At 53.3% G+C, this 18,361-nt stretch carries 17 protein-coding genes; 8 read left to right on the top strand and 9 right to left on the bottom strand.

Annotated features, from left to right (window positions below; translation table 11 throughout):
- Positions 1–17: 17 nt before the first annotated feature.
- The 8 genes from cysK to coq7 all read right to left on the bottom strand — a co-directional run bounded on the left by cysK (position 18) and on the right by coq7 (position 6,244).
- A complete protein-coding gene (gene cysK / locus DU000_RS07055; protein WP_114402642.1) occupies positions 18–935 on the bottom strand; it encodes a cysteine synthase A in 918 nt (305 codons plus the stop codon).
- An 18-nt stretch (positions 936–953) separates the two neighbouring features.
- Positions 954–1,175 (bottom strand): hypothetical protein, encoded by a 222-nt coding sequence (locus tag DU000_RS07050; RefSeq protein ID WP_114402641.1) that lies wholly within the window; start codon positions 1,173–1,175, stop codon positions 954–956.
- Positions 1,159–1,749 (bottom strand): UbiX family flavin prenyltransferase, encoded by a 591-nt coding sequence (locus DU000_RS07045; protein ID WP_114402640.1) that lies wholly within the window; start codon positions 1,747–1,749, stop codon positions 1,159–1,161. The genes DU000_RS07050 and DU000_RS07045 overlap by 17 nt, the downstream gene beginning before the upstream one ends.
- A gap of 4 nt (positions 1,750–1,753) precedes the next feature.
- A complete protein-coding gene (gene grxD / locus DU000_RS07040) occupies positions 1,754–2,071 on the bottom strand; it encodes a Grx4 family monothiol glutaredoxin (RefSeq protein WP_114402639.1) in 318 nt (105 codons plus the stop codon).
- Positions 2,072–2,148: 77 nt separating this feature from the next.
- Complete coding sequence (prmC, locus tag DU000_RS07035; protein ID WP_338049458.1) at positions 2,149–3,015, bottom strand: peptide chain release factor N(5)-glutamine methyltransferase; 867 nt, start codon at positions 3,013–3,015, stop codon at positions 2,149–2,151.
- Positions 3,016–3,045: 30 nt separating this feature from the next.
- Positions 3,046–4,131, bottom strand: a complete 1,086-nt coding sequence (gene prfA / locus DU000_RS07030) for a peptide chain release factor 1 (RefSeq protein WP_114402637.1) — start codon at positions 4,129–4,131, stop codon at positions 3,046–3,048.
- Entirely contained in the window at positions 4,131–5,459 is a 1,329-nt protein-coding gene (gene hemA, locus DU000_RS07025; RefSeq protein WP_114402636.1) for a glutamyl-tRNA reductase, read from the bottom strand. The genes prfA and hemA overlap by 1 nt, the downstream gene beginning before the upstream one ends.
- A gap of 131 nt (positions 5,460–5,590) precedes the next feature.
- Positions 5,591–6,244, bottom strand: coding sequence for a 2-polyprenyl-3-methyl-6-methoxy-1,4-benzoquinone monooxygenase (gene coq7 / locus DU000_RS07020; RefSeq protein WP_114402635.1), 654 nt, complete (start codon positions 6,242–6,244; stop codon positions 5,591–5,593).
- Between the two features lie 364 nt (positions 6,245–6,608).
- On the opposite strand from coq7, the gene DU000_RS07015 reads away from it, so the two are divergent.
- The 7 genes from DU000_RS07015 to DU000_RS06985 all read left to right on the top strand — a co-directional run bounded on the left by DU000_RS07015 (position 6,609) and on the right by DU000_RS06985 (position 14,115).
- Positions 6,609–7,853, top strand: a complete 1,245-nt coding sequence (locus DU000_RS07015) for a porin (RefSeq protein WP_114402634.1) — start codon at positions 6,609–6,611, stop codon at positions 7,851–7,853.
- Between the two features lie 220 nt (positions 7,854–8,073).
- Complete coding sequence (locus DU000_RS07010) at positions 8,074–9,411, top strand: OmpP1/FadL family transporter (protein ID WP_114402633.1); 1,338 nt, start codon at positions 8,074–8,076, stop codon at positions 9,409–9,411.
- Between the two features lie 97 nt (positions 9,412–9,508).
- The gene (locus DU000_RS07005; RefSeq protein ID WP_114402632.1) at positions 9,509–10,717 is read left to right on the top strand and encodes a M20 aminoacylase family protein; all 1,209 of its coding nucleotides are present in this window, start codon (positions 9,509–9,511) and stop codon (positions 10,715–10,717) included.
- Positions 10,675–11,133 carry a hypothetical protein gene (locus DU000_RS07000; RefSeq protein WP_147266974.1) on the top strand — a complete coding sequence of 153 codons (459 nt, stop codon included), beginning with the start codon at positions 10,675–10,677 and terminating at the stop codon, positions 11,131–11,133. The genes DU000_RS07005 and DU000_RS07000 overlap by 43 nt, the downstream gene beginning before the upstream one ends.
- A gap of 155 nt (positions 11,134–11,288) precedes the next feature.
- Positions 11,289–12,185, top strand: coding sequence for an HDOD domain-containing protein (locus tag DU000_RS06995; protein ID WP_114402630.1), 897 nt, complete (start codon positions 11,289–11,291; stop codon positions 12,183–12,185).
- A 115-nt stretch (positions 12,186–12,300) separates the two neighbouring features.
- Positions 12,301–13,455, top strand: coding sequence for a bifunctional diaminohydroxyphosphoribosylaminopyrimidine deaminase/5-amino-6-(5-phosphoribosylamino)uracil reductase RibD (gene ribD, locus DU000_RS06990; RefSeq protein ID WP_114402629.1), 1,155 nt, complete (start codon positions 12,301–12,303; stop codon positions 13,453–13,455).
- A gap of 3 nt (positions 13,456–13,458) precedes the next feature.
- Positions 13,459–14,115, top strand: a complete 657-nt coding sequence (locus tag DU000_RS06985; protein WP_114402628.1) for a riboflavin synthase — start codon at positions 13,459–13,461, stop codon at positions 14,113–14,115.
- 30 nt (positions 14,116–14,145) lie between these two features.
- Here DU000_RS06985 and DU000_RS06980 read toward each other — a convergent pair whose 3' ends face one another.
- Positions 14,146–15,735 carry a tetratricopeptide repeat-containing response regulator gene (locus DU000_RS06980; RefSeq protein ID WP_114402627.1) on the bottom strand — a complete coding sequence of 530 codons (1,590 nt, stop codon included), beginning with the start codon at positions 15,733–15,735 and terminating at the stop codon, positions 14,146–14,148.
- A gap of 216 nt (positions 15,736–15,951) precedes the next feature.
- Between DU000_RS06980 and DU000_RS06975 the strand changes: the two genes are divergently transcribed.
- Entirely contained in the window at positions 15,952–18,303 is a 2,352-nt protein-coding gene (locus DU000_RS06975; protein ID WP_114402626.1) for a DUF1631 family protein, read from the top strand.
- The last annotated feature ends 58 nt before the right edge of the window (positions 18,304–18,361 follow it).

Below are 18,361 nucleotides of genomic sequence, written 5' to 3'. Positions count from 1 at the left end.
GGTCCGGTACGCTGAATTTAAGCGGGTAGAAAACCCTCAATCGACAAATAACGCTCGCCCGTATCGTAGTTAAATCCCAAGATCGTCGCACCGGCGGGAATCTCTTTGAGTTTCTGCGCAATCGCATTCAGCGTCGCGCCTGAAGAAATGCCAATCAGCATCCCCTCTTCGCGAGCGGCGCGGCGGGCCATTTCTCGCGCCTCTTCGGCATCGACCTGAATCACGCCATCCAATAAGGCTGTGTTCAAGTTTTTGGGGATAAAGCCGGCGCCAATGCCTTGAATCGGGTGCGGTGAGGGCGCGCCACCGGAAATGACCGGTGATAGCGTAGGCTCGACCGCAAAGACTTTGAGTTTGGGCCACGCTGCTTTGAGGACTTGCGCGCAGCCGGTCAAGTGGCCGCCCGTGCCCACCCCAGTAATGAGGTAGTCCAGCCCTTCGGGGAAGTCGCGCAAAATCTCTTGGGCCGTGGTTTGTACATGCACATCGATATTCGCGGGGTTTTCAAATTGCTGCGGCATCCAGGCTCCTGGGGTGGCCGCAATCAGTTCTTGTGCCTTTTCAATCGCGCCTTTCATGCCTTTTTCGCGGGGCGTGAGCACAAACTCCGCGCCATAGGCCAGCATCAGCCGACGACGTTCAACCGACATACTTTCTGGCATCACTAAAACCAATTTGTAGCCCTTAACCGCCGCGACCATGGCCAAGCCGACGCCCGTATTGCCGGAGGTGGGTTCAATAATCACACTGCCAGGTTTGAGCGCACCAGCTTGTTCGGCGGCTTCAATCATGTTGAGGGCAATCCGGTCTTTAATGGAGCCGCCTGGGTTGGCGCGTTCGGATTTAATCCACACCTGATGTTGTTGGCCAAATAAGCGATTGATGCGGATGTGCGGGGTATTTCCAATGGTTTGAAGAATGTTATCTGCGCGCATGGTGGTTCCTGTGTGGGGTTATTGGCGTTCGGGGTAACTGGCTATCAGATTTTCAATGGTTTCAATAAACGCTGCTTTAACTTCGGCCTCAGTGCCTTCGAGGAGTAGGGCATCATCCAGCGCATCTTGTGCGAGTTGGCGTAACTCGGCGAGGTTGTCGTTCAGGACTTTAATTTTTTCGGTGCAGGCAATCACCGAGCCATCGGCACGGTGCCAAATGCGCTCAGTCTTGCGGTTCATGCGGTGCTTTCAAGCCCGCCCAGGCAGGGGCGAGGGTTTGTGGGAGATCGAGCCAGTCTAATACGCGAGCGAGCGAATGATCGACCATCTGCGTAATACTCTCGGGCTTTTGGTAAAACGCGGGGAGTGGTGGGCAAATCAGTCCCCCCATTTCGGTGACGGCCACCATGTTGCGCAAGTGGGCCAGATTAAACGGGGTTTCACGTACCAGTAACAGCAGCTTGCGACGCTCTTTAAGCATGACATCGGCGCTGCGGGTGAGTAAGTTATCCGCCATGCCATGCGCAATGGCGGCTAGGGTTTTCATGGAGCACGGCGCCACCACCATGCCGTCGGCTTTAAACGAGCCGCTGGCAATACACGCGCCGACTTCTTTTAGGCCATGGACTACATCGGCTTGCGCTTCCAATTCGCGGCGGCTCAAGCCCAGCTCGTGCTGCACAGTGAGCCAACCGGCTTGGGTTACGACTAAATGGGTTTCGACCTGTGCGGCCCGCAAATGGGCCAGCAGACGCACGCCATACACCGCGCCCGAAGCCCCGCTGATACCGACAATGACGCGTCGCTGAGTCATTGTGTTACTGTGCAATACCCGCAATTAAGGTTTGCAATTCGCCACTCGCATACATCTCGGCCATGATGTCAGAACCCCCAATGAATTCGCCGTTGACATAAAGCTGGGGAATCGTGGGCCAGTTTGCATACTCTTTAATGCCTTGGCGAATGCTGTCATCTTCCAGCACATTGACGGTGACGACGCTTTTCGCGCCGCAAGCTTTCAGCAGTTGAATGGCTTTGCCGGAAAAACCGCACATCGGGAATTGGGCTGAGCCCTTCATGAATAAAACGATGGGGTTTTCAGTCACGGTTTTTTGAATAAAGGCTTGGGCTTCCATGAATTACTCCTGCACAAATTGATTAACTACGAATTGTAGCGGATTGTAGCTACACCGTTTTAGATTGGGGTAACGCGTCATTCGCAGGCCGACTGCCCGCCACTGATGCGGGGAATGCCTGCGAGATCGGGCCAGGTTTGGACGGACTGCAAATTTTGCGCTTGTAATAAAGCTTGGACGGCGGCCGCCTGATCGTAGCCGTGTTCAAATAAAACCCAGCCGCCAGGGGCGAGGTAAGCACCCAGCCCGGCACATAAGGCCCGATAGGCGCTGAGCCCGTCTGCCTGATCAGTCAGCGCATGGGCGGGTTCAAAGCGTAAATCACCCTGATTGAGGTGTGGATCGTTCGCCTCAATGTAGGGCGGGTTACTCAGAATCAGGTCGAAGCTTTGCTTGGGAATGGCTTGCCACCAATGACTCTCAATAAAATTGATGTTTGCCCCGAGCGTCATCGCGTTTTGTCGGGCCACCGCCAGTGCGGATGCCGAGATATCGCTGGCGGAAACAACCACTGGTAGATTCCGTGCGGCTGCTTCAAGGGCTAGGGTAATCGCAATCGCCCCGCTGCCGGTGCCTAAGTCGAGCACATGAAAGGGTTGAGCACTTCTAAACTTGGCGGTGAGTTTTTCCAGCGCCAAATCAACTAATAGCTCGGTTTCCGGGCGTGGAATCAACACGGCGGGGTTTACTTTAAATTGCCGACCATAAAATTCACGCCAGCCGAGAATATAGGCGAGGGGTTCACCGCCCAAGCGCCGCTGGCAGAGCGTTTGATAGGCGGTGGCTTCCGCTTCGCTCAGGGCTTCGTTATCGTGCGCCACTAACCAGGCGGGCGTTTGCTTGAGTACGCATTCCATCAGCATCCGTGCCTCTAGCGCCGGCAGGCCTTGCTGGCGCGCCTGCATTAAAGCGCTGCGGATAGTTAAAAATGGGGTCAGAGTCAATTTATTGCTGAGCCATCTTAGGCGTTGTACTCACGCATTATCCTCACCCAGTGCCGCCAATTGTTCGGCCTGGTGTTCGCTCATTAGTGCTTGGGTCAGTTCTTCTAAGTCGCCGTCCATGAGGTATTCGAGTTTGTATAGCGTGAGGTTGATGCGGTGATCGGTCATGCGCCCTTGTGGGAAATTGTAGGTGCGAATCCGCTCAGAACGGTCGCCGCTACCAATCAGAGATTTACGGGTCGCCGCCTCTTTAGCTTGTTGTTCTCGGACTTGCTTGTCTTTAATCCGTGCCGCTAGCACGCGCATGGCGCTTTCCTTGTTTTGATGTTGTGATCGGCCATCTTGGCATTCGGCGACGATGCCGGTGGGGAAGTGGGTAATGCGCACGGCGGATTCAGTTTTGTTAACGTGCTGTCCGCCGGCCCCTGAGGCACGGAACACGTCAATGCGAATTTCATCGGGGCGAATCACCACATCGCTCACTTCGTCAGCTTCGGGCATCACCGCCACAGTACACGCTGAGGTGTGGATGCGACCTTGTGTTTCGGTGGCTGGGACGCGCTGTACACGGTGGCCGCCAGATTCAAACTTAAGCTTAGAGTACGCACCTACGCCAATCAGTTTGACGATGACTTCTTTGTAGCCGCCCAGATCGGATTCGGCTGCGGAGACAATCTCGACTTGCCAGCGATTCCGTTCGGCATAGCGGCTATACATGCGCAGCAGGTCGCCGGCGAAGAGAGCCGATTCATCCCCACCTGTCCCAGCGCGAATTTCTAAATACACATTGCGCTCATCATTAGGGTCGCGTGGAAGCAGGCGTTTTTGCAACTCAAGCTCAAGTTGCTCCATGCGCGCGCGGGCGGCTTTAATCTCTTCCTGCGCAAACTCTTTCATGTCGGGATCGCTTTGGAGTTCTTGTGCAGCGGTTTCGTCCTGTTCGGCGGCGAGAAAGTCTTTCCAGGCGGTGACGACTGGCCCTAGCTCCGCATGTTCGCGCGTGAGTTTGCGGTATTGATCGAGATCTTTCGTGACATCCCCTTGCGCGAGCAGGTGGTCAAGTTCGTTTAAGCGGGTGTCAAGCTGCGCGAGCTTGGTGCGCATACTGGGTTTCATTACTCTTCTTCTTTATTAGTCAGTTTATTAGTTAAGGACGAGTCGGTACGGGTGGATGATGCGCCATACAACTCCCCCAACAAAGCCAGCCAATGCGGGCGGGTGTGTTCATCGGCTTGTTGCAGCGCTTGGAGCGGGGCGTGCAAAAATTTATTTGTCAGACCGTGACTGAGCTGCTCCAGCGCCTGCATTGGGTCGGTGCCCTGCGCCAGCGCTTTTTGTAAGGCTTTTTGTGCTTTACTCAATTCAGCTTGGCGCAATTGTTCGGCGTGTTGCCGCATCTCTTGAATGACGGGGAGCGCGCTGCGGCCTTCTAGCCAGTGCATAAAGTCTTGCACCCGTTGCTGAATAATCCGCTCGGCGTCACCCACAGCGGCTTGCCGTTGCTCCATGCCCTCTTGCACGACGCTGGCCAGATCATCCACCGTGTAAAGAAAAACATCATCCAGTTGCGCAACATCGCTTTCAATATCACGCGGCACCGCCAAGTCCATCATGAACATGGGCTTGTGCTTGCGGGTTTTGAGGGCACGCTCCACCATCCCCAGGCCAATAATGGGCAAGCTGCTGGCCGTGCAAGACACCACAATATCGAATTGGGCAAAGTGCTCAGGTAGTTCATTCAGGGACATCACACTGGCCCCTACTTTACCTGCGAGGGTTTGTGCGCGTTCGCGCGTGCGGTTGGCAATCACCATCCGTTTGGGCTGCTGTGCTGCGAAGTGGGTAGCGCAAAGTTCGATCATTTCGCCGGCACCGACAAACAGGATGGCGCAATCGGCTAAACGTTCAAAAATGCGCTCCGCCAGTCGCACCCCCGCCGCCGCCATAGATACCGAATGTGCGCCAATCTCGGTTTGGCTGCGGACTTCTTTCGCGGTGGCAAAACTCCGCTGAAAGAGTTGATTGAGCAGCGTACCTAAACACCCCGCCTCGCGGGCAAGGCGCTCTGCTTGTTTCATCTGCCCCAAAATTTGGGGTTCGCCCAGCACCATCGAATCCAATCCACTAGCGACACGGAATGCATGCTGTGCGGCGCTGCCTTGGGTGTGCTGATACACATGCCCGGACAGATCGTTAGTGACTAACTGTCGCTGCTGGGCTAGCCACTGCGGCAAGGTTTCGGCGAGCTGGTGCGGCTTGTCCGTCACGCAATAAAACTCGGTGCGATTGCAGGTGGAAAGCAAGGCCACTTCGGTCACTTGCTCGCCCAGACTATCTCGTAGTTGTTGCAAGGTGTCGGGCACTTGAGCATCACCGAACGCCAACTGCTCGCGTAGGGCGAGCGGAGCGGTTGCGTGGTTAAGCCCAAAGGTAATCAGTTGCATGCGGGGTGGCGAGCGAGAGCCGCAGTGAAAATGCGGTAACAATAACCAAAAGTCTGGCGGGGCTAGATTATCGCTGATTTATCGCCCAGATATGTAGTTTTACCGAGTCGCGAAGGCTGCTGCGATTATGGCTATACGTAGTGGGCGATGGTCGTCATTACCTTCGCGCTGCTCCGCATCAGCCTCTTAATGAGCGGCGGCATTGCAGTCGCTCCGTGGGCCAGGGCTTGTTCGGCATGGGCAGCTTCATCGGCGCGCATTTGGCTAACGACTCGACGAGATTCGAGATCAGCCTCAGGAATCCGACGCAAGTGATCTTGCAAGTGGGCTTCGACTTGCCGCTCTGTTTCTGCCATAAAGCCCAAGCTATGGGCTTCGCCAAAGCGTGTCGATAGTAAGCCGATCCCAAAAGCACCGAGATACCAGAGTGGGGTGAGCAAACTGGTCCGCCCGCCAAGTTCGCCAATCCGGTTTTCTGTCCATTCAAGATGGACTTTTTCTTCTTCAGCGGCTTGCAGAAAGAATTGCTGCAACGCAGTATTCTTGCTACCAAGAGCATGGCCCTGATACAAAGCTTGGGCGCAGACTTCGCCTACGTGGTTCACACGCATCAGCGCCACAGTTTCGCGGGTCACTTTCTCGACCGCAGAGGTCTGAGCCGAATGAGCATTGGGGATGGAAAATGCGGCTGCAGCTGACCCGGTAGGGCGTAGGGCAGTTTGCAGAAAATTATCAAAGAGGCTTAGGCTTTGATCGAGGGGCGTTGAGTGTCGAGTCAGTTGCATAAATGGGCTGAATGAAATGGCAGAATCTGTTTATAGCGGCAGCATTACACGCAATCATAGCGCATTGATCTTGTAACATATTGTAACCCATTGATTTATATCAGTTTTGTTTTCGCGCTTGTGCGGCTGGCCAGTATTCTCGCCCAAATTATGTTGCGCTAATTAAACAGTTTTGCTTAAAAAACAGGAGAAAATCGTTGTTATTTAACAAAAGGCAACGATAGGCTTTGCCCCTCGGGCTGAATTTGGTCACACTACAGCCTAACTCAGACGGGAATACCCGGGGGAGTTGATGCAGTGTGTTTTGCTCGACACAAAATACATTGCCCAACGGCAAGTTAACTTTCTTTTGGAGATATAGTCGATGAAAAAGACGGCACTCGTTTTAGCATTGGGCGCAGCATTTGCTGGCGCAGCAATGGCACAAAGCAACGTGACCCTGTATGGTCGCGTTAACACTTCTATTGAGCGTGATGCTCAAGACGGCTCTCACCGCAATGGCTTGGCTTATCGTAACAATAACTCACGCTTGGGCGTGCGTGGTGTGGAAGACCTCGGTGGCGGTACCCGCGCTCTGTTCGGTATCGAAACACAATTTGATTCAGACAGCGGTGTTAACGGCTTAGGCGGTCAACTGCGTAGTTCTTATGTCGGTTTGCAAAGCGGTGTTGGTACCGTTGTAATCGGCCGTTTGGATCCATCAGTTCCTAATCGTGCTGGTTCGCCTCTGTATTCCCAGTGGGGTCGCGCATGGAATGACGTTAACCACGATACTGGTACAACGTTCATGACAACTTTCGCAACAACCAGCCGCGCTTCTAACGCGATTGGTTACGCCAGCCCAGTTTGGGGTGGTTTTGATATCACTGCTCGTTACGCATTGTTAGGCCCAGAAAACACCACGACAACGCTGAATCCAAACTTTGCTACACCACCAGTTTCAGCAAATAATAGCTTGGAAAGCGATATTCGTGCTCTGCAGATCGCTGGTACTTACGCCAAAGGCCCATTGGTCGCTGGTTTAGGCTTGGAATTCCGCAGCTACAACGACGGCAATGCTAACAACGGTACCGTTCCAGCTGCTGGCTCTAACGGTAACAATGACATCTACGGCATTGCCGCTAACCGTAACCAGTTCAAAAACCGTATTCAGGGTGTATTCGGTTACGACGCGAAAGTGGTTAAAGTTGGTGCAATCTTGGCCCGTAACTCTTACGACAACGCCTTCGGTAACGGTTCTGCCAGCGCGCCTACCATCAACAACTCACGCAAAAAACAAACTGAGTTTGGCGTGTCAGTTGCAGTGCCTCTCGGCAAACATGCTCTCGTTGCTAACTATGGTCAGCAACAAGTGCAAAACGGTACTACCATTGACAACGACGCTGGCGGTCCAGCCGTTGCATATAACACTGGCTTAGGCCAGCGCCGTGTATGGCAATTGGGTTACCACTACAACCTGAGCGCTCGTTCACGTGTGTATGCTTTCTACCAGTCTCTTGATAACAACACGGCTGCCAACGACAAAGTAACGTTGACTACTGGTCAAGTCACTGCTATGGATAGCACCCGTATCAATACCTTCGGTATCGGTATGCGTCACAACTTCTAATTCTCAGCGTGCTTAGCACGCGAAGGTTTAGAAATAACAAAAAGGAGCTACGGCTCCTTTTTGTCTTTGGTTGTTTCGTATTTCGTTATGAAGATGTGTCGGTAGATGGCAACGGAAAACTAGAAAGTCTTCTGATTGAGCAGGTGCTCTAAGGCAAATGCTTGCGCTGGTGTGGCAAAAGGCTACGATGCCATAAAGCATTTTCTTTAGGAGAAAAAGCATGAATCGATTGTTGCGCGACCAGCCTGTCGTTTTTGCCTTGGGCTTCTCTATTCTAATTGCAGCTACTCATTGTTGGGCTGCCGGGTTTGCCTCGCAAACCCAGAGTGGTAGTGGGTTAGGCAATGCTTATGCGGGTGGAGCTGCGGTGGCTGAAGATGCCGCCGTTGTCTGGTACAACCCGGCGGCAATGTCACGATTATCAGGGACGCATTTTGCCGTTGCTGGTTACGCCATCAATAACAATCGGGAGTGGCAAGATAAAGGCTCTACCGCAAGCGGCGGTAATGTTGGTTTAGGCGCGGGGGCCAAGATGTCGCAGATCTCACTGGTGCCCAATTTATTTTTGGTGCATCAACTCAACCCGAAAACCCATATTGGGCTGGCGCTGAACACGCCGTTTGGCCTGAAGACGGAATACAACAAAGATTGGCTGGGTCGTTATCAAGGGGTTGGGTCAGACATTCGTACCTTGAATGTGAGTGGGACCGCTGCCTATCGACTGACCCCGCAATTTAGCGTCGCAGCGGGGATTAATTGGCAAAAATTAGACGCAGAACTAACGCAGATGCAAAACTATGCCGCCCTGGTGGGGGGGGCAGCAGCCAGTCTCAGCTTTCGTGAAAGCCTCACCAAAATTGAAGGGAGTGATGCCTCTTGGGGATATAACTTAGGGGCGCATTGGGCGATTGATGATAAGAGCGCCGTGGGTTTACATTATCGTTCGGCGATTCATTTCCATTTAACCGGCGATGTCAAGTTTGAACGGCCGAATTCATCGATCCCAGCAATTAATGCCAGCCTGGCCAGCAACCTAGCTGATGGGGGCGTGACGGCAAATATTACGGTCCCGGCGATGGCCCATTTATCGGGGTTAAAGAAGCTGGGGCCACGCTGGGACTTCATGGCAGATTTGATGTGGACGCAGTGGAGCACCGTGCCCAAGCTTGAGTTCGAACGCGCACAGGGTGGTATCCTGTCTACAACGGCTTATAACTGGAAAGATACTTTCCGTTATTCAGTTGGAGCGAACTATCAGCTCGCATCGCAATGGAAACTGCGAGCAGGGCTTGCCTATGATGAAAGCCCGATTCCAGCACAGTACCGTACAGCGCGTTTGCCTGACAATAATCGTATTTGGTTATCCAGTGGGGTTGAATATAAACTGACCTCGCAATTCAATCTTAATCTGGGTTATACCTATGTGATGGTGCAAAAGGCAGATCTCAATAATCGTCGCGAAGACAATGACCCGACTGGCACACGTTCAGGGACTTTGAACGGTACGTTTCAACAGCACGTACACATCTTAGGGGCACAGCTGAATTACCGCTTTTGAATTGAGCACAAGGGTTGGGGGCGTGACTGTTATCGATGGGACTTAGCCTCAGACGCCCCTTGTTATTTTGTTCAATCCTCGCCACAATGGGCGAATGATGATTGATCAAACTCTCGTTGACCGCGACATATTGGCGCGCGCTGCCGCCCAGGCGCGGCAGGACCGCCGCCAGATTCACGCTCATCCGGAACTTGCTTTTGCCGAGCACCAAACGGCCGCTTTAGTCGCAAGACGATTACAAGCAATGGGGATTGAGGTCTTTACTGGTATCGGTCAGACAGGCGTAGTCGGCCGCCTGCGTTGTGGGGAAAGCAATAAGGCCATTGCCCTGCGTGCCGATATGGATGCGCTGCCATTAGAAGAAGCGAACCAATTCCCCCACCGCTCGGTATTTACCGGCCGCATGCATGCTTGTGGACATGACGGCCATGTTGCGATGTTGTTAGCCGCTGCTGACTATTTGAGCCAAACAAAACAATTTGATGGCACCGTCCACTTCATCTTCCAGCCTGCGGAAGAAGGCAAAGGGGGGGCGCCAGCAATGCTGGCAGATGGGCTATTTGAGCGTTTTCCCAGCGATGCGGTTTATGCTATGCACAATTGGCCTGGGTTACCGGTCGGGCAGTTTGCGGTTAATCCAGGGCCGATGATGGCATCGAGCAATGAATTTGAGATCATTGTTGAGGGCAAAGGGGCTCATGCCGCAATGCCCAATTTGGGTATAGACCCTTTATTTGTTGCGTGTCAGATTGTATTGGGTTTGCAGAGCATTATTACCCGTAACAAGCGACCAATCGATGCTGGCGTCTTGTCTGTCACCCAGATTCATGCTGGTGATGCAACCAATATCATTCCTAATCAAGCGCGCATCGCTGGTACCGCACGTGGATATCAAGATGAGGTCATTGATCTGATTGAGTCGCAAATGGCCCGAATCGTAGACCATACTGCCCAGGCATATGGTGCACAGGCGACGTTATGCTTTAAACGCAATTACCCCCCCACGATTAACCATCCAGCCCAAGCAGCCTGGGTGGCAGAGGTGTTGGCGGGATTGGTGGGCGAGCAGCACGTTCTTACCCAAATCGACCCCTCAATGGGCGCTGAAGATTTTAGCTTTATGTTACAGGCCAAGCCAGGGGCCTATATCTGGATTGGTAATGGCGATGGTTTGCATCGGGCGGCGGGCCATGGCCTTGGCCCCTGCATGTTGCACAACCCGAGCTATGACTTTAACGACGACCTGATTCCGCTGGGGGCTGCATGTTGGATCAAATTGGTAGAAACGTATTTGGATCGGTCTTAAAACGGGGTGCAGGCATACTCACAGTGGTATTCTTGGCGGCCTTATTGAGTGCTTGCCACGACAAAAATGCGAGTGCCCACTTTGTTTTAGGGCGCTGGAATGCCTACGAAGTTTCAGGGCAGCCACTAGATAAAAGCCCTATCATTAACCATACGCTCGAGTTTGACCCCAACGGCGAGTTAAGGGTGTTTAGCCGTGAGCGCCGTTATGCTGATGAAGTGGTTAAGCAGGTCGGGCGCTGGCAAATTAAAGAAAGTGGAACCCTCTATATCAAGCTCAGCGACCACGTCTATAAAACCGCGATAGAGAAAGTGGAATATCGCATCAAAATTCAGCATGACCCGACCTTTCCTGAGTTTTCGGAAGGGCCTGCTCAAGCAGAATCCAATTTACCCACCGTGGTTTATGTGCGTTGATAAAAACCTGATCCTCTAAGTGAGAAGATTCCTGAAAAGGGCTTCAAATTCAGGACGACTTTGCCGATATAAAGCCAATTGAGTTAGCCAATAAAGATGCCCCTGCCAACGGTGTTACTGGCTTTTTTTGATCGAGATGCTTAACAGGATGGCTTATGTCCTCACTCGCTGCTGGTACTGATCCCCTTGAATTAGCTCTGTCGCTCTCTGCAGCGCTGCGCAAGTTACCCCCGATCTCGCCGCTAGTCCCGAAATTGATGCGTTTAAAGGCGAATGACGAGGTCGATTTAACCGCCTTGCAAAAGATTATCGAGTCCGACCCGGGCTTGTCGGCGCGCTTGATTGGCCTCGCCAATTCGGTCTATTACAGCCGCGGGGGGCGTTCTGCGTATAACGTCTATGAGGCGCTGATGCGATTGGGGTATCAGCAAGCGTGGCAGATTTCGCTGAGTTTTGTTCTGGGCAGTGCGGTAACGATCGACCCCGTGTTGCGCGGGGCAAAACAAACGCTATGGGCCCATTCCTATGCGGTCGGCATTTGTTCGCGGGAGGTTGCTTCTGCCAGTGATGTGCCAAATTGTGACCCCGACTTAGCGTTCCTTGGCGGCTTTCTCCATGACATTGGTTACATTGCCATTCTCGCCTTAGAGCCCCGCAAAGCCCACGATATGCTGGGCATGATGCAAAACCCTGAGCAAGGCTATGCGCGTGGCATGGAAGCAAAATTCGGTTTGGCGAACCACGATCTGATAGGCGGCGAGTTAGCCAAGCTCTGGGGCTTACCGGAGGATGTGGCGCAAATAGTGGCGCTGCATAATCAGTCGGTGCTAGATATCGACACCCCTGTACAGAGTGTGATTGGTGCGGTACAGCTTGGGCACGCAATTACCCTCGATATTTTCCCCCCACAGGGCATCAATCTGCAGCAAGAAAGCGCAGATTTGCCGGATTTACTCGCCAACTTAGGCATTAGCAATAAAACTTATGTGGCCATGCATGAGTGGTTGGCGGAAAAAGTGGAAGGGATTCAATTTATGGCGAGTTCTGCTTAATCACTGTTTCCCCGAGCCAATCTGCGGGTAACCCTGCGTCTATAAGGCAGGCACTACTCAGTCTTTCCGTCTTTTCGTCCGGATGGCGTCACTGCCGAGACGTTACAATCTGGCTATGTACAATCACAATGACCACGCATACATGGCACGCGCGCTTGAGTTAGCCGCGCGTGGCCTCTACTCAACCACGCCCAATCCTCGTGTCGGCTGCGTGATTGCGGCGGCGGATTCCAATCTTTACCGTGTTCTGGCAGAGGGCTGGCATGAGCAAGCCGGGCAGGGGCATGCCGAAGTGCGGGCCTTGCAAGCTGCCCAAGCGCAAGGCATCGACGTTACCGGCGCAACCGTCTATGTCACGCTCGAGCCCTGTTCACATCATGGCCGCACGCCACCGTGTGTCGAGGCTTTAATCGCCGCCAAGGTAGGACGTGTTGTGGTGGCAATGACTGACCCCAATCCTCTGGTCGCTGGGGCCGGTTTGGCACGCTTACGTGCCGCTGGTATCGAGGTCCGTTGCGGCTTGCTGGCGGCGCAGGCCGCAGCGCTTAATCCCGGGTTTATCCAGCGGATGCGGCACGGACGGCCGTGGGTGCGCCTCAAGGTTGCGACCAGTCTAGATGGTCAAATTGCGCTGGCGAGTGGCGAGAGTCAATGGATTACTGGCCAGCAAGCCCGCGACGATGGTCATCACTGGCGTGCTCGCGCTTGCGCGATTTTGACGGGCAGTGGCACCGTGCGGGCGGACAATCCGCAACTGTCGGTGCGGGCAGTGGCGACTACACGGCAGCCGCTGCGTTATGTTTTGGACAGTCGCTTAACCTTGAGTCCGACGGCACGGATTTTTGCCGTTGATGCTGCTACCCCCGCGACCTTAATCACGACAGTGCAGTCAGCACAGGCTTTTCCAGACTTGATGGCGGCATGGCAAGCACGTGGAATCACGGTGTGGTGTTTACCTGCCGACGCAGAGGGACACGTCTCATTGGTGGCGCTATTAGCGGAATTTGCCCGGCACGAAATTAATGAACTGCATGTGGAGGCAGGGAGTCATTTGAATGGCCGGCTGCTGGCGGCAGCGTTAGTCGATGAAATTCTGCATTATCAAGCACCGAAGATTTTGGGGCCGGGTAAGCCCGCGTTTGAGTTTGGCCAGGCAGCGCCCACTCAGCTAGCCGCCGCGCCGCAGTTTGATTGTATTGATGTCGTGCAACTGGGCGGAGATGTGCGGATCCGCTACCAGCGTCAGCACGTGCTTAGCCAGGAGAAATAAGCCATGTTTACAGGAATAGTTGCCGCTGTGGGGAAAATCATGGCGATTGAGGCTTTGCCGCCAAAGGCCACCCCAGAGGGCGTAGAGAGTGCAAATCCTGCAGGGGTTCGCCTGCGTATTGCAGCGGGTGGCCTTGATTTAAGCGATGTTCAGCTAGGCGATAGCATTGCCATCAATGGTGCGTGCATGACAGTCGTGGCCTATGATGCTGATACCTTTGCCGTCGATGTCTCTGCCGAGAGTTTGCGCTGTACAGTTGGCCTGGATCAACTGCATGAAGTGAATTTAGAAAAAGCGATTCGTTTGCAGGATCGACTGGGCGGACATTTGGTGACAGGGCATGTCGATGGGATTGGGCGAGTATTGCACTATGCGCCAGTCCATGAATCCTGGCATTTGGTGATTTGGGTCCCGCAGGCGTTATCAGCGTATGTGGCGTATAAGGGGTCATTGACCGTGAATGGCGTATCTTTGACCATCAACCAAGTGGACGATGACTGGGAAAGCAGCACGCCTGGCAGTCGTTGCCATATCAATTTGATTCCGCATACCGTGGCGGTCACCACCTTGCGCGATTTGCAAGTGGGTGCTGCTGTGAATCTGGAAATTGATTTAATCGCTCGATATGTGGCACGGATGCAAGCCGTTGCAGCGCGCTAGCCACGCCGAGTTGTTTGCTCGGTTTTGAGGTTAGAGCGGCGTATCGCGATCGGGAATCCGGCCCATTTCGATTTCCTCAACCGTGGCGGCAATCCCATACTTGCGCATCAAGCCTGCCAGCAAATTTTTTGCTACCGCAACATTGGGGTTGTTTGGTTCATGTTTGGCCCAAAAGCTCAAACTATCCCGGCATTGATTGCCTATCTCTTCATCCCAACCTTCCTGATCGAGTTTGCTTAAATTCGTTACCAAATCTTTTGCGGTGAAGGTCACTTTCCCAGGTTTCGCTGTCGCCGGTTTTTTCTTGAATTCCGACAGCAAATTCCGAATCCGGTTGAGTACGGGGCGGTCCACCCCGGTTCGTAGCGCAATTTTGCGGGCAATGTTAAAGCCATCATCCGTGCGCTCGTTACGAAAGCAGGCTTCAGCCAAATCGGCTTCCATATTCGCCTCGAGTTCGCTGTTGGCGGTCTTGTAGGCGGTGACGGTTTTATCGAGCGCCGCGACGGCTTTTTGTTTATCGCCTTGCTTGAGCCATTTTTGATAAGCAATAAAACAGGAAGCCACTTCCATCTCATCCGTCGCTTTCATCGTCCGCTTTAAATCTGCACTCACCCGGTCTGCATCATCAAAGCGGCCCTGCTGAATGTAAACATTGGAGAGTTTGGCGAAGTCTTCACTGCGAATTAAGGATGAGTCGCGGACCCGATCAATCACCTTGTTGTAGAGTCTGGTCGCTTTTTCTAAATCACCCGTTTTCTCGGCGACTTCAGCGGTTTTGCGCATACGCCGCACATTAAAACTGGAATAACTGGCGGCTTTTTCCAGTACCCCAAGGGCTTCTTCATCTTTGCCCATTTCTTGTTTGACCTTTGCCAGGAAATCATAAGCAGCTAAAAACTCTCCTTTTTCAGAGAGCAAAGATTCACAGATTTGTTCGGCATCTTCCAGCCGATCTTGCCGATAGCGTACTTGTGCTAAGCCCATTTGTGCCCATGGGCTGGCGCGACTGGCGAGCACTGTCTCGAGCAGCTTTTCCGCTTCTTCAGTGCGGCCGACGGTGGTTAAAATATCAATTTTCAGGCGCAGCGCATCCATAATGAATTTGGGATGCGCCTGAATAACCAAATCGCACTCTTGCAGGGCTTGCTCAATCTTGCCGTCTTCAACACAGCTATACGCCCCCATGAAAATATCTTTTTTCTGATTTGCCCGGAGCAGGCGTTGGTAGAGTTGCTCTGGGGTAAAGGGCTTGAGTAGATAGTCATCTGGTGCAAATTCGGCAACGGCCACAACCTGTTGGTATCCGCGTTCGTTGGTGATCATCATGAACATAGTGGATAAAGGAATCAGCCGCTCATGCCGCAGTTCTTCCAGTAGCTGTTGGCCATCACGAACTTCATCGAGTTTGTATTCGCAAAGAATGATATCGATATAGCCATTCTTGACCATGCGGATGACATCGCCAGCGCTGCCCGCATTCAAGACATTGGAAACGCCCAGCTCTTGTACCATGTCACGCAGAGCCATGCGGGTACTGGCCTGCCGATCAGCGATCAGGACTTTTTTGCCTTTGAGTGGGGTCATATTGCCACCACCACTGAATGGGTTATCTGCCATACCGGTTCCTGCGACTGAAAACAAAATAAAGTCTATTGGTTACTTAACGGCGTTTCTCGCTCGTGCTGTAGGTCTGATCGATCAGGTCTATGGCTTATTGATTTGTTTCTTGAATGCATCTCGAATGCAACGCTTCAGCAGCCAAATTGGCTGAGCGACCCTATTCCTACTGGGCAGAGATTGGCGAGTGGGTGTTGCCTATGCGATGATGTCTGTATGTCATCTTCCTCTAACCCTCCACCGGGAAATCCCAGTGATAACCCCTATCTGACCCCCCAATATTTGGGGTCAGAGTGGGCGGCCACGACCACGCCAGCCCAACTGGCAACCTGGCTGGCGGGCTTACCAGATTTTTTCTTGCGATTATTGGGCCAGCAACAGCGGTACATGTGGCAAGACTGGCTGGACGCCGGGGAGTCCCTGTTACCCAAGCTACCACAGCAAGAGCGGCGGCGGCTGCATATGATGATGCAGGAGCTACGCGAGCATCAACAAAAGTTACAGCACCTATGGGGGCAGCACCTAACCACCCTGATTCAGGACTCCTGGCAGCTATTGCAAAGCCCCGTCGGGGTTGATTTAACCAGCCTGAGTCTTGAAACGATGAATTTAGGCTTGGTCGAAGATCAAGTCATGCAAGAAGAAGTTTCTGCGGCACGGTTGGCCAATGCCGTTGAAGGCTACTTGCGTGCGATTGTCAGTAGCTACCGTGGGCGTCTGGCAACAATCTTGCAGCGCGAAGAGGTCAGCCCAGACAGCGACCCTTTCCGGCCTCTGTTGTTCTTTCGTGGCCTATTGCAGGCAACCCTGGTTCTGGGGTGGGGTGAGACGCATTGGCAACTCTTGGCGCGGGTCTTTACCGAGGCCTATGAGGTTCTGCATGGACGTGCGTTGCATACGATTTATGCAGAGTTTGATCGTGAACTGGAAGCCCAAGGCTGGGTGAGTCAACGTGATTTGTTCCGCGTCGCGGAGTCGCCCGCCGCACGGGCGGAAGTGCTGGGCGCGCTGAATCAAGAGCTCTTGCAGGCAAATACCTTGGTGGGGGCCGCGACGGCCGTGGGTAGCCTAGATACCGCGAGTTTACAGCCCGATGCCCCATTGACATTACCCAGAGTGAACATGAACGATCACTCTGAGGCGAATCAAACCCTGCAGCAAGCGATTCTAAAAGCACTGCAAACCCACACGATGGCGTTTGCTGACACCCGCACTGGCGGGCTTCCTGCGCTTGGTTTTGATCCGAGCCAAGGGCCTGTGCTGAAGGCCTTATTAAATGATGTGTTAGACAACTTTCCGCCGACTGCGCTGGCACAGTTGAATTCAACCGTTGCCTATGGTGCGAGTCAGACCATGGCGTTGCTTTATGATTATCTGGCGGCAGTACCAGGCCTATGCCAACCAGTACGGGACCTGTTTTATTTATTACAGTTCCCACTCCTGCAAGTGGCGCTGTCCGATCCCGATTTTTTAACCCATGATCATCATGTGGCCCGACAGCTCATGAACCAACTCGGCGAAATCGGCTTAGCCTTACTGGCCGGCGAGTTCGCTGAAGATACAACCCTGCAGCATTTACAAGAAGGCTTGACTGAACTGGCGATACAAGTGCTAGAAACCGAAGCGGTGCTCGTACGTCTGCGTCAGGCCCAGGGCTTGGTCGATGCTTGGCAGCAAGTCAAAAAAATTCGCATTCAGCAGCGCTTGCAGCAAGTGACCCAAATTATTGCTGAAGATGAAAAACAGCTTGCTGCTCACAAAGTGGCGCAGGCCGAATTGGAGCTATTGATCCAACGCTTGCCATGCCCCCTGCGTCTGGCGGCGTTCCTTCGCGAGTATTGGGTCGTTTTTGTGCGCGGCCAGATTGTTGGTTTTGGGCTGGCGCGTGAGGATAAATGGCGTCGCGCAGTCCACAGCGCTGAAATGGTTTTGTGGAGTGTGCAACCAAAATATACTTACGACGAACGAAAAGTACTCGCCAATGAATTGCCTGAAATGCTTCGCCGCTTTAGTCGCGGCTTGGATGCAATTTCATATACAGGGGCATTGCGCCAAGAACTGTTGCAATGGCTTGAACAAGAGCATATGCGGGCCCTACGCGGACAACCCGTTGCGGCGGAGGAGGTCGCCCAACCGATTGCACATTTCTTGCCAGACAGCACGCTGCGGCAACGTGAAATCGCCGATCGGGATGCCTGGCTAGCGACATTGCATTTGGGGTCATGGTATGAGGTGCTGCATGAGGATGGCCAACTGGAGCGCATGACATTGGCCTGGATCAGCGAGGGGCATACTCGACTTTATCTGGCCAGTCGGCAAGGTTTACAGGGGATGTTGCTAACCCCTTCTGAGTTTGCCCACAAATTGCAGCATGGGGCTGCGCGCCTGCTGGCCGAAGGCACATTAATCGAACGGGCGGCAGACAATCTATTCATTCAACTCAATGAAATTCGTCGCTTGCAACTTAATGGCCAGCCAGCCAGTACAAAACAACTGATTCCGCCACCTATGCCCACCCAGTCGGTGGATATTCTGCTCGATATTGATCCTTGGCAGGATATCGCTTAGCGCTACTTGGTCCAATTGCGGGTGTTGCTCGCGCCTGACTGCTACAATCTCATTTTTG

It is taken from the genome of Parvibium lacunae, assembly GCF_003335215.1.
Classification (GTDB): domain Bacteria; phylum Pseudomonadota; class Gammaproteobacteria; order Burkholderiales; family Burkholderiaceae_D; genus Parvibium; species Parvibium lacunae.
This window is presented reverse-complemented; position numbering and strand designations above follow the sequence as displayed.

Excerpts from the sequence above, each read along its gene's own strand:
- cysK (WP_114402642.1), bottom strand. The coding sequence starts at position 935 with ATGCGCGCAGATAACATTCTTCAAACCATTGGAAATACCCCGCACATC.
- DU000_RS07050 (WP_114402641.1), bottom strand. The coding sequence starts at position 1,175 with ATGAACCGCAAGACTGAGCGCATTTGGCACCGTGCCGATGGCTCGGTG.
- DU000_RS07045 (WP_114402640.1), bottom strand. The coding sequence starts at position 1,749 with ATGACTCAGCGACGCGTCATTGTCGGTATCAGCGGGGCTTCGGGCGCG.
- grxD (WP_114402639.1), bottom strand. The coding sequence starts at position 2,071 with ATGGAAGCCCAAGCCTTTATTCAAAAAACCGTGACTGAAAACCCCATC.
- prfA (WP_114402637.1), bottom strand. The coding sequence starts at position 4,131 with ATGAAACCCAGTATGCGCACCAAGCTCGCGCAGCTTGACACCCGCTTA.
- hemA (WP_114402636.1), bottom strand. The coding sequence starts at position 5,459 with ATGCAACTGATTACCTTTGGGCTTAACCACGCAACCGCTCCGCTCGCC.
- coq7 (WP_114402635.1), bottom strand. The coding sequence starts at position 6,244 with ATGCAACTGACTCGACACTCAACGCCCCTCGATCAAAGCCTAAGCCTC.
- DU000_RS07015 (WP_114402634.1), top strand. The coding sequence starts at position 6,609 with ATGAAAAAGACGGCACTCGTTTTAGCATTGGGCGCAGCATTTGCTGGC.
- DU000_RS07010 (WP_114402633.1), top strand. The coding sequence starts at position 8,074 with ATGAATCGATTGTTGCGCGACCAGCCTGTCGTTTTTGCCTTGGGCTTC.
- DU000_RS07005 (WP_114402632.1), top strand. The coding sequence starts at position 9,509 with ATGATTGATCAAACTCTCGTTGACCGCGACATATTGGCGCGCGCTGCC.
- DU000_RS07000 (WP_147266974.1), top strand. The coding sequence starts at position 10,675 with ATGTTGGATCAAATTGGTAGAAACGTATTTGGATCGGTCTTAAAACGG.
- DU000_RS06995 (WP_114402630.1), top strand. The coding sequence starts at position 11,289 with ATGTCCTCACTCGCTGCTGGTACTGATCCCCTTGAATTAGCTCTGTCG.
- ribD (WP_114402629.1), top strand. The coding sequence starts at position 12,301 with ATGTACAATCACAATGACCACGCATACATGGCACGCGCGCTTGAGTTA.
- DU000_RS06985 (WP_114402628.1), top strand. The coding sequence starts at position 13,459 with ATGTTTACAGGAATAGTTGCCGCTGTGGGGAAAATCATGGCGATTGAG.
- DU000_RS06980 (WP_114402627.1), bottom strand. The coding sequence starts at position 15,735 with ATGGCAGATAACCCATTCAGTGGTGGTGGCAATATGACCCCACTCAAA.
- DU000_RS06975 (WP_114402626.1), top strand. The coding sequence starts at position 15,952 with ATGTCATCTTCCTCTAACCCTCCACCGGGAAATCCCAGTGATAACCCC.